The 10,780-nt window shown below is 67.9% G+C and carries 6 protein-coding genes and 1 pseudogene; 5 read left to right on the plus strand and 2 right to left on the minus strand.

What is annotated here, in order from left to right:
* Positions 1–1,065: 1,065 nt before the first annotated feature.
* A pseudogene (locus VFZ09_RS38905) lies at positions 1,066–1,909 on the plus strand (serine/threonine protein kinase); the annotation flags it as partial.
* Between the two features lie 346 nt (positions 1,910–2,255).
* Positions 2,256–5,585, plus strand: coding sequence for an HYR domain-containing protein (locus tag VFZ09_RS38910; protein WP_329732843.1), 3,330 nt, complete (start codon positions 2,256–2,258; stop codon positions 5,583–5,585).
* A gap of 243 nt (positions 5,586–5,828) precedes the next feature.
* Here VFZ09_RS38910 and VFZ09_RS51795 read toward each other — a convergent pair whose 3' ends face one another.
* Entirely contained in the window at positions 5,829–6,185 is a 357-nt protein-coding gene (locus VFZ09_RS51795; protein ID WP_414640791.1) for a transposase, read from the minus strand.
* Positions 6,181–6,531, minus strand: a complete 351-nt coding sequence (locus VFZ09_RS51800) for a transposase (protein WP_414640790.1) — start codon at positions 6,529–6,531, stop codon at positions 6,181–6,183. The genes VFZ09_RS51795 and VFZ09_RS51800 overlap by 5 nt, the downstream gene beginning before the upstream one ends.
* A 60-nt stretch (positions 6,532–6,591) precedes the next feature.
* Here VFZ09_RS51800 and VFZ09_RS38915 point away from each other — a divergent pair, with 60 nt between their 5' ends.
* The 3 genes from VFZ09_RS38915 (at position 6,592) to VFZ09_RS38925 (ending at position 10,753) form a co-directional block, all read left to right on the plus strand.
* Entirely contained in the window at positions 6,592–7,533 is a 942-nt protein-coding gene (locus tag VFZ09_RS38915) for a phosphotransferase (RefSeq protein ID WP_329732844.1), read from the plus strand.
* Positions 7,534–7,651: 118 nt separating this feature from the next.
* Complete coding sequence (locus VFZ09_RS38920; protein WP_329732845.1) at positions 7,652–9,370, plus strand: B12-binding domain-containing radical SAM protein; 1,719 nt, start codon at positions 7,652–7,654, stop codon at positions 9,368–9,370.
* A gap of 246 nt (positions 9,371–9,616) precedes the next feature.
* Entirely contained in the window at positions 9,617–10,753 is a 1,137-nt protein-coding gene (locus VFZ09_RS38925; RefSeq protein WP_329732846.1) for a hypothetical protein, read from the plus strand.
* Positions 10,754–10,780: the final 27 nt, after the last annotated feature.

A 10,780-nucleotide genomic window follows, 5' to 3' on the forward strand; every position in this document is an offset into this window, starting at 1 on the left:
TTGACCTGAGAAGTTGCGAGCCAGGGGCGACGCCGTTACTCCTATGAATGACGAGGTCTGCCTGCCTCAAGGTGCGGTTCCTCTATTGCCCCCGGCCAGCGCGACGGTTCTCAATCTGTTTTGGAAGTCCAACTGTAGTAAATGGCTCCGGCACATGTATTGTCACGGCCATGAGTTGCAACAGCCCGCCGAGCCAGTGCCACCAGTCCACCGGCACATGCAGCAATGGAACGTGTAGCCACTCCCTCAAACCCGCGGGCAGTTCCTGCAATGACGGGAACGCCTGCACTACCAACGACGTGTGTAGCAGCTCCGGCACCTGCAACGGCACATCCTGTAGCACCCCGCCGGGCCAGTGCCACCAGTCCACCGGCACATGCAGCAATGGCAGCTGCAGCTACTCCCTCAAATCTGCAGGCAGCACCTGCGATGATGGCGACGCCTGCACCATTGGGGATGCGTGCAGCAGTTCCGGCACCTGCGGCGGCACCACGGTGACTTGTCCAAATAGGAACTTGGAATGCCTGAGCAGCAGAGGCTGTTCTCCGACGACAGGCTGCACCTATTTGAACAGGTGCTCCGAGGACCAAGTCTGCTATAAAGGAGAATGCTTTTACGCGTTCCTGGGTGGTCAGACCAAGGGTGGTCAGACCAAGTGAAAGAAAGCGCCCTGGTTTCGGGTGCTTACAAATTTCTCATGGCATCCGTACGCGCGCAAGAGAGTGAATCAGTCAATCATGCCTCCGTCATGTCCGTTGTATTGTTTGCAAGCCAGTGCGTCAGGCGGGCGTAGCACCCGGATTTGGCTTGGGTTTGTACAGAGTCGGTCCGAAGCAGAAGCGCCCACCCGCCTGACTCGGCCAGGACACGACCAGCACGCGGTGGACGCACGGGGGCCGTACGGGATGTCTGACACCTTGACTGGTAGCCTTTGACGCAAGAGGCGCACGGTCTCGGAAGACGCGCGTCCGTGCGCCTCAGTCTTGATTCTTGGTCACGCAATAGGAGAAGGCTTCGCTACGCATCGGCAAGTACCAGCTCGTCAACAAGCTCGCCACCGGAGGCATGCCCGAGGTGTACCTCGCCAAGTCAGCCAGCCCCAGGGGGTTCGAGAAGCCCCTCGTGCTCAAGCGGATTCTTCCCCATCTGGCCGAGGACCCCCAATTCGTGGAGATGTTCCTGGGCGAGGCGACGCTGGCCGCGCAGCTCGAGCACCCCAACATCGTGCAGATCTTCGATTTCGGTGAGTCCGACGGGCCCTACTATCTGACCATGGAGTACATCGACGGACCCAACCTGCGCACGCTCTCCAAGCGCGCGCGGGTCGCGGGGGGGGGCGCTGCCGCCCGCCTGCTGTGCCAGAATCATCGCCTCGGCCTGCGAAGGGCTGGCCTACGCCCATGACTTCGCGGACTCGAAGACCTGCGAGCCGCTGGGCCTCATCCACCGCGACATCAGCCCGGACAACATCCTGCTGTCGCGCCAGGGCGCGGTGAAGGTGGTGGACTTCGGCATCGCCAAGGCCGTCAACCAGAGCCACAGGACTCAGACCGGCCTCGTCAAGGGAAAGATTGCCTACATGGCCCCGGAGCAGCTCAAGGCCCGGCCGCTCGACCGGCGCGTGGACGTGTACGCGCTCGGCATCGTCCTCTACGAGTCTACGAGCTGCTCACCGGCCAGAAGCCCTTCGATGCCACCACCGACGTGAGCATGATGCAGGCCATTATGTCCGAGCCGCTCGTGCCCGCGGTATCGCGCCGGCCGGACCTGCCTCGTGCTCTGGGGGACATCCTCGACAAGGCGCTCTCCAGGATGCGCGAGCAGCGCTACCCGGATTGCCGCACCTTCCAGGCGGAGTTGGAGCACTTCATCCTCTCCAGCGGCGAGCCGGTGGGCGCCTACCAACTGTCGTGGCTCGTGGTCCAGGTCTGCGGGGAGAACGGCGGGCAGGTGCTCATTCCTCGTACCAGCAGCGGCACGCCCTACCCCAGCGACGTGACGCGCCTTGCCAGGGCGCGCTGCTCGGCCTGGGCGGCTCCTTCTGACTGGAAGCGCCCCCCGCCTTTCACGAGTCGTCTGGCACCTTTCCTGACGGAGAATGATTTACTTGCAAGAATAGCGAGGTATTCCGGCAAATGGCATCCACCTCCGCCTTACCTCTTCCAGCTTCGTTTACACGATAGCCTTTGATCGGTTAGCCTGCTCATCCTCCCAGTGCGTTCATTTTTCACTGGGAAGCGAGGAGGGGGAAAAGCATGGGTCGTACGTGGCGGAAGCTAGGTGCCCTGTGGTTGGGCGTGGTGGTGGCTGGGTGTGAGCCGCAGCAGGAGGACGTGGAGGAGATGTCGCTGGAGGCGACCGCGGAAGTGGGGCCCACCAGTGTGGAGTTGGAGTCCAACACCTTGCAGGTGAACTACCGCTTCACCAACCCCGCGGGCTCGCCGGTACTGGCCCTCATGGATGGCTTCTCGCAGCGCTATGGATTGGTGACGGCCACCAGCACCCGGCCGGCGGGCTACTCGGGCAGGGCCCTCACGGCGGTGGCCCAAGGCGCGAGCCCGCTGAGCACCGAGCTCTCGGTGGAAGCGGGGGCGGGAGGGACGGCGGGGGTCACCTATACCGTGAACGGATTGTGGAGCTATCATTCGATGCGGCTCGGTGGCTACCACGCCGTCTACAACTTCCAGTCCGTGACAGGCGTGCAGGTACGCCCCCGAAGCCAGCAATCCGAGCCCACACAGGTGGAGGTGAGCGAGTGCGCGGGCGCGGTGCGGTTCGTCTTCGGGACGGACGAGACGTGCGCGGCGCCCGTGACGGTGTCTTCCGTCAACTTTGGTGGCCGGCAGCTGCCCATCCAGTCGAACGGAATCCATGCCTTCTTTCGAGGAGGCTCGGGAGGGACATCACGCCTGCAATACATCGTGGGGGCGTCTTTGCACGAGCGCGACGTGAGCTGGAGTGTGGGTTGCGATGAGCTCGTCACGGTGTGCACGGCGGTGCCAACGCCCCAGGTAGGGACTGTCACGGGCCCCTGGGACGTGGTGGGCGAGGAGCCCGTCAGGGAGCGTTACATCCCCGTCTATACCGGCTCTCTGTCGAACGGCCAGGGCCACTCCAGTGGCAGGGCCCCGATATCCGAGCCGGAGAAGTGGTGGAAGGTGACGAACCTGCTGCCTGGCGACTACCAGTCGTTCGGGCGCGGCCACATCCGGCGCGGTCGCGAGCTCACCTGGTTCCGGACGGAATTGCTGCGCCCGGTGACGGTGACGGCGGGGCAGACGACGGCGGTGTCCCGGCTGGTGGAGGGACAGGTGCGCTACCCCTATGTCATGAGACCCGCCTTCCTGGAAGGCTCGGTGCGCCTGGCGGACCCGTACGTGCCGGCGAATCCGGGTGCCAGCAGCTCGCTGCAGGGGCTCTTCTTCGAGGCGGACGCTGACGCCAACCGGGATGGCATCGCGGACTACCCCTTCTTCAACGAAGGGATGGGTCTGGCGACCCCCAGGCTGAGCACGTCCCTGCTTGCGTCCTCGGGGGTTGCATACGCCTATACATCCTTCCCGGGAGCCTTCAACGCCGCCACGGGCGAGCTCTCCTCCGGCTACGAGCAGCCGCTCCTCAACAAGTATGATGAGCCCCTGGCCTGGTGGCAGGACTACCTGCAACTGGGCTTCTGGTCCTTCGGCCCTCGAACGGTGTTGCGGCCGACCGACGCGGAGCATGATCCACTGAAGCTCCGGTATGGGTGGTTGAGGCTGCGACCGCAACATGCCCGCCAGCCCATTCCGTCTGGCCAGAGGAGGCGGTTGGACCACGAGTACTGCTTCAATGAGGTGCAGTTGCAGTACACCAGCCCGGAGACAGGCTTCTACAACCCGTTCGTGAACGTGAGCGGCGGCTTCCAGGGGACGGACTGGCGTGGAATGGCGGTGGACTACACCGCCACGGGCACGTCCTATGGGGTGCCGGCGGTCTGGGGCGTGCCGGAGGCTGAGGCGCGAGGGTACGCGCAGAAGAGCGGCTCCATCCGCTTCGCCCTGCCACAGGGCAGCTACACGCTGACGCCGGGGGCCCGCATGGTCAATGTGGATGGCAGCACCAACGAGGCCACCTTCCAGCGCATCCCCCTGACAGTGGGCTGTGGGCAGCGAGTGAAGCTGGTGCCCCCGCTGACGGTGGTGTTGAACCCGCAGTCGGAGTGCGCAACGGGCCCGCAGGCCCAGGTGACGGGGAGGGTGCGGAGCAGCCCGGCGGAAGTGGATCGGGTGTGGTACCGGGTGGACGAGGGACCGGAGGTGGAGGTGTGCCGCAACTGCGGGGTGGACCCGAGCTTCTCCATGACGGTGCCGCTGAAGGCATGTGGGAACACGGTGAAGGTATATGCCTATACGGCGGGCATGCCGGAGGCGGCGACGGGGCAGCAGCAACTGGTCTGGGATGATCCGGCGGACGGGCCGAGCTGCCCGGGCACCACGTGCGTGAACAAGCCTCCGGTGGCGAGGTGCGGCAACGTGGCGGCGCCGGCGGACAACGCATGCCGGGGACAGGCGAGTGTGAATGTGGGCTCGTACGATCCCGAGGGAGAGGCGCTGGAGTGCGAGCAGACGCCGGGTGGGCCGTATGCGCTGGGCCGCCAGCGGGTGACGCTGACGTGCCGGGACCCCGAGGGGCTGGAGGCCTCGTGCGAGGCGACGGTGACGGTGGTGGATGACCGGGCGCCGGAGCTGGTGTGCCCGGCCCAGGAGGAGGTGGAGTGCCGGGAGGGCAGTGGGGTGGCCAGCTATGCGCCCGTGGCGAGCGACGCGTGCGGTGGGACGAGGGTGAGCTGCACGCCGGCTTCGGGGACGAGCTTCCCGTTGGGGACGACGGGCGTGGTGTGCGCGGCGGTGGATGCCGCGGGCAATCAGGCGACGTGCGGTTTCCCGGTGAGGGTGGCGGATACGCAGGCGCCGAGCATGGCCTGCCCCGAGCCGGTGAGGGCGGAGTGTACTGGAGAGGGGGGAGCGAAGGTGGTGCTGGGCGAGGCAACGGCCAGCGACACGTGCACGGAGGCGACGGTGAGCGGGCCGAGTGGAGACACGTACCCGGTGGGAGAGACGCTGGTGGGGTACACGGCGAGGGACACCAGCGGCAATGAGGCGCAGTGCACCACGACGGTGACGGTGGTGGACACGGCGCCGCCGGAGGTGACGGTGAAGGGGCTGGGAGGCAGCTGGCCGCCCAATCACCAGTACCGCACGGTGCGGCTGGAAGAGTGCGGCATCGAGGTGAGGGACGTGTGCGGCGGGACGCGGGGCGAGGTGGAGAGTGCCTCCATCACCTGCGTGACGTCGGACGAGGTGGAGGACGGCAGGGGGGATGGGCACACGGGAGCGGACGTGGTGCTGGTGGATGAACGGACTGTGAAGTTGAGGGCGGAGCGAAGTGGCAAGGGGGATGGGCGGGTGTACCGCATCCATTTCCTGGCGAGGGACGGAGCGGGGAACGAGACGGCCGGAGTGTGCGTGGCGGCAGTGCCGCATGACGGCAGAGGGGGAGCCCTCGGTGTGGACAGCGGCGAGGCCTGGCGCGTGTGCCGGCCGTGAGGTGCGCTGCCGTGCTCCCGGCCGGGTGATGCCTCCGGCCTCGAACCGAGCCCTGTTCTAATCCCCCTCGGGTAATTCAGTTAAGGGTGAGCCCTACGTGGCGGAAGAAGCCGCGCAGGGCCACCTTGTCACGCGCCAGACGTCGAAAGCTGGCGCGGACTGCGCGGCGCATCCCTTCCACCGAATCGGCTTCGAGGTTCTTCAGCGACTCCTTGGCGGCGCTATTGCAGCCCTCTTCGGGGTTCAGGTCGGGCGATAGGGCGGCAACAGGTGCAGTTGGAAGTCTCGGGGGTGGGCATCTACGAAGCGTTTCACTTCGGCGGAACGGTGGGCCTGCAACCTGTCCCACACCACCAGGAGCGGCCGTCCGATGCGGCGGCGGAAAGAGCGCAAGGACTGCACTACCTGGCGGGCGTGGATGGAACCGACGAAGTGGCGCGCATAGAGCCGTGGACCGCGGCGCCCCACAGGAGCCACCAGCGCCACGCACGAGGACACCTCTCTCTTCATTCGGCCCACCCGTCTCACGGTGGCCGGGTGTCCCACGGGAGCCCAGCTGCGGGCCGCCCTCGCCCAGAAGGAATGCCCCGTCTCGTCAATAAAGACGGCCGCCCGCCCGCTGCGCGCAGCCCTTTTTTAAGCGCCGGCCAGTCTCGCAGCAGAAAGGCACGTACCAGCTCCTCCGCGCCAGCTGCCTCCACTGGGACGGCTCCAGGTACGGTGGCCGCCCTGGCCGAAGCCGTCGGCGCAGCGCGCGCACGCTGCCTCCCTCCCGCAGTTGCCGCGCCCAGTGGCTCACCGCCGCCTCGCTGACGCCCAGGCGGCGCGCTACCTCCGCCTGACTGTGGTGACCGCCGCGCAGCAGTCGGACTGCCTCCCTCCGGCGCTCCTCCAGTTGCTCGGCCGTCAACCGCCTCGGCAGCCATCCCATCGCGTTGCCCTCCATTCAGGACAACGCCGCTCCTCTTAACTCAATTACCCGAGGGGAATTAGATTCCGCCCCACCATGACCGTCGAAGACTGCCTGCCCGCGAACCTCCGAGGGCCCACCACCACTGTCACCCGGATCGCCGCGGGCATGTCCGGCGCTGGCGTCTACCGCGTCGAGGCCGCTGGCCAGTCGTTCGTGCTCAAGATCGCCGGCGAGGCCGAGAACGGCACCGACTGGCGCCACGCGCTCCACGTCCAGCGGCTCGCCGCCGACGCGGGCCTCGCGCCACGCATCCTCCACGTCGACGAGGCGCGGCGCGCGGTGCTGACCGCCTTCGTCGCCGACCGCTCGTTCATGGCCTTCTCGAGGAACCCGAGCACCCGCGACGCCGCGCTCACCCAGCTCGGCCGCACCGTGCGCCGCATCCACGCGCTCCCCTTCCCCGCCGACACGCGCATGCGCGATCCCCGCGAGATGCTCGCCCAGGTGTGGAATGGCTCCCTGGCAGGCTTCGCCCTCCCAGGCTTCGCCAGCGACGCGGTCCAGCGCGTGCTCGCCGAGGAGCCACCCGCCAGGGACCGCGCCCTGGTGCTCGGCCACAACGACCTCAACCCCACCAACCTCATCTACGACGGCGAGTCGCTCCTCCTCCTCGACTGGGCCACCGCCGCGCCGATCGACGCCTTCTATGACCTCGCGGTGCTCTCCGTCTTCCTGCGCATGGACGAGGGCACCAGCCTGCGCCTGCTCTCGGCCTACGAGGACAGGCCGTGCACCGGGCTTCCTCGCGGCTTCCTCTACCACCGCCGGCTGGCGGCGGCGCTCGCCGGCGCGTTCCAGCTGTCCCTCGCCCGCCAGATGAAGCACGCGGGGGCCACCGGCGCGGAGACGCTCGAGACCACGCCCTCGCTCGGCGAGTTCTATCAACGGATGATGAGTGGCGCGCTCAAGCTCGGCACGGCGGAGGGCCAATGGGCGTTCGGTCTCGCCCTGCTCGAGGAGAGCCTCTCACTGTGAGCGGGGGTCCGCCCGCCGGGAAGCTCGGAGAGGAGCCAGGAGCGAGGCGCGAAACGCGCGGCGGCGCCAGGGAGTGCCCCGTATACTCGCGACCGTTCGGAAGGTCGGGTTTCGTCTCATGAATAGCCGTCGCGTCCTCTCTCCAGTCCTCCTCGTCGGCGCCGGAACCGGCGAGGCCACCTGTGGAATCCTCTACCTCGCGGGCTACCTGCGGCGCGCGGGGATCGAGGCCTTCGTCCGGCTCTACGATGGGGATCAGACCGAGGATGAGGTGGCCCGCTCGCTCGAAGCCCTGGTGGCCCGGGTGCGTCCCCGGCTCGTGGGCATCAGCCTCAAGTGGTTCCACCATGTCCACCGCGCGCTGCTCCTGGCCCGGACGCTGCGGGAGATCGACCCTGAAATCAGGATCATCGTGGGCGGCAACACGGCGTCCTACTGGTGGCGGGAGCTGAAGGAGCTCGACTGCATCGATCACATCGTCCTGGGCGACGGCGAGCGGCCGCTGCTGGCGCTCTGCCAGGGCGACCCCTCCCCGCCCAACTGCGTCACCCGGGCTCCGGATGGCACCCCGCGGCGCTTGCCCCTGGAGTACGTGCAAGGCGCCACGAACAGCGACGATGTCTATTACTCGCACTTCGACGACATCTTCCTGAGCCAACAGGATCGCCATGCCTTCTCGGGGTGGGTCGCGCCGGGCAAGGGGTGCGGCGAGAACTGTCTCTATTGCGGAGGGGCCCGCGGCAACCAGAAGGCGGCCTTCGGACGCGCGAAGCCGTTCCTGCGTGCCGAGGAGAGCGTGCGCCGGGACCACCAGGAGATCGCCCCCCGGACGTGGCAGCTCCGCTACGACTTCTCGGGAAGCTCGGCGGCGTTCCTGCAGGGCACCTGGGCGGGGGTCGATCTCTCCCGCCACTCCTGCATGTATTTCCTGTGGGGCGTGGCCCGGATGGAGCTCATCGACGCGCTGGCCGGCACCTTCGAGCACGTGCACATGGTGCTCGACATCGGCTGCTTCTCGGAACAGCAGCGGCAGGAGCAGATGCGCCGGGGCCTGCTCAAGCCCTGTGCCTCGGACCCGCAGTTGCTCGAGATCATCGACCACTGCCGCCGCCACGAGAACCTGGACGTCGAGGTCTCGGGCATCGCGGGCCTGCCCTTCGCCAGTGCCGACACGCTGAAGGAGGAGGTCCGCCTGGTGGAGCGCATCATCGGCCTCGACTGCCTGGTGGGCTATCAGCGGCTGGAGGCACAGCCGGGGGCGCTCGCCACCGAGCACCCCGCGCGGTTCGACATGGTGAGCGAGGCGCGGACGTTCACGGAGTTCCTCGAGTACTTCGAGCAGCGTGAGCCCGGCGACGTGTCGGTGCCGATGCTGCGCTTCCGGGACGCGGCGCTCGAGCGGGCGGTGCAGCGCACGTCGGAGCACGTGGATGCGCTCGCGAGGAAGCACGAGGAGAAGAAGCGGCGGGTGGCCATCCACGGAGGCACGCGGCTGAAGAACACCGCGCCCGCGACGCTCCGGTTCAAGCTGGGGGACTGGTTGGGAGCGCACCAGGTTCCCGCGAAGGTGGCGCAGGAGCAGGTGACGGTGGTGCGCTCGGTGGAGGGAACGCAACTGGCCTGTGCGCCGTCGGTCAGCCCCCGAAAGTTCTCCGACCCGACGTTGGATCTAGGCGAGGACGGCCGGATCCTCCTGGCCGCCCTGGCCACCTTCGAGCGTCCGACGACGGTCGCCAGCGCGGTGACACAGCTGGGAGCGAAGGCGAGGCTCGATCCGCACTCGGCGCGCGAAGTCATCGAGCATCTGGTGAACGGCCGCTTCCTGCAGCCGGCGTGAGCCGGGACTCCCGCCACCAACGGACGAATGCCCCGTTCTTCCGGGTAGGTGGCTTTCCCAGGTTCTCAGGGAGAGCTTCGGGTGGGGGGCTCCGTCATGCTCGTTCCACTGTTGGCATTCGTCCTGGCCCAGGCGCCGGGACCCTGTCTGGTGCGCTACCAGACCCTTCACCCCGAATGTGCTGGGGGCGCGAGCTGTCCTTCCACCGAGCAGGAAGCCTGTTCCCTCCTGGTCAGTACCCTTCCGGTGGAGGAATCGCGCCTCGGGCAGCGCGTCCGGGAGGATGAGGCCGTCGAGGTCATCCAACGCGACGCGGTCCAGCCCATGCTGGGGGTGGGAGTGGGCGGCACGCCCGGGCAGATCGATGCCACGGTGTCCGTCCAGCCGGTGGGGCTCGTGGGGGCCTCCCTGGGCATCGTGTCCAGCGAGTACGGCCGCGCCAGTCTCCTCACGTTCTCCGCCAACCCGCTCGCCATCTCGGGCAGGAGCCCGGGAGCCCGTGCGTGGCTGTCGCGTCTGCTCGATGTCAGCCTCGTGCTGCCCGCGCCCCTCCTGGGTACGCCCCCGGTCGAAGCCTTCGGCGTGAGGAGCAACATCGACTTCGTCGGTGCCGCGGTGGCCCGCCGCGAGCTCGACCTCCTGTCCGCCGCGTTCCTTGATGCCCAACGCCAGGAGCTCACCACGGGGAGCGGGTTGCGCGAGGAGCTGAGGCACGCGCTCGACACGCTGCCCCCCGCGCAGAGGACCCGGTGTCTCGACACCCTCTTCAATCCAGCCAGCCCGCTCGAGGACATCGCCGCCGCGTGCTCCCACGGACTTCCCGAGCGGCTCCGGGCCGCGGCGCTCGCGAGCTCCCGGTTCCAACAGGCCCTCGACGACTTCGAGGATGCGGTCGACACCGCGCATGGAGGGCTCCAGGTGCAGGTGGACGTTCCGGCGACCCGGTTGAGTCCCGCGCCCTTCCACGCGGCGCTGCTGGGCGCTGGGACGTACAGCCTCACCCGGGACATCCGCGCTCCGTGGCGGGTCGATCTCTCGGCCTCGCTCGGACCGGACTACCTGCTCCGGTCCGGAGAGGGGGCGCTGGGCGGGACCCTGGCCGTCGCGCTGGGCGTGAAGGCACGGCTGCTCCATGGCATGCCCAGGCTGCATTCGAGCCTCGGACTGAGGGGTCACCTCGGTCAGCCCACGGAGTCGCGGCCCCTCAGCGTCCCGAGCTGGCCCGGGAACTACCTGCAGGTCCAGCTGGGCCTCGGCCTTCCCATCGGGCGCACGGGAGTGGCCGTGACCGGCGGCATGAACTGGTCCGTGGTGGGCGAGCACTCCGGGCACACCGCCTACTCCGCGAATCTCACCTACTCGCTGCCGGGCCGGGCGCGATGACCCCCCGGGGAGCGGGCAGGCCCCGGG

Source organism: Archangium sp., from assembly GCF_036277355.1.
Classification (GTDB): Bacteria; Myxococcota; Myxococcia; order Myxococcales; family Myxococcaceae; genus Archangium.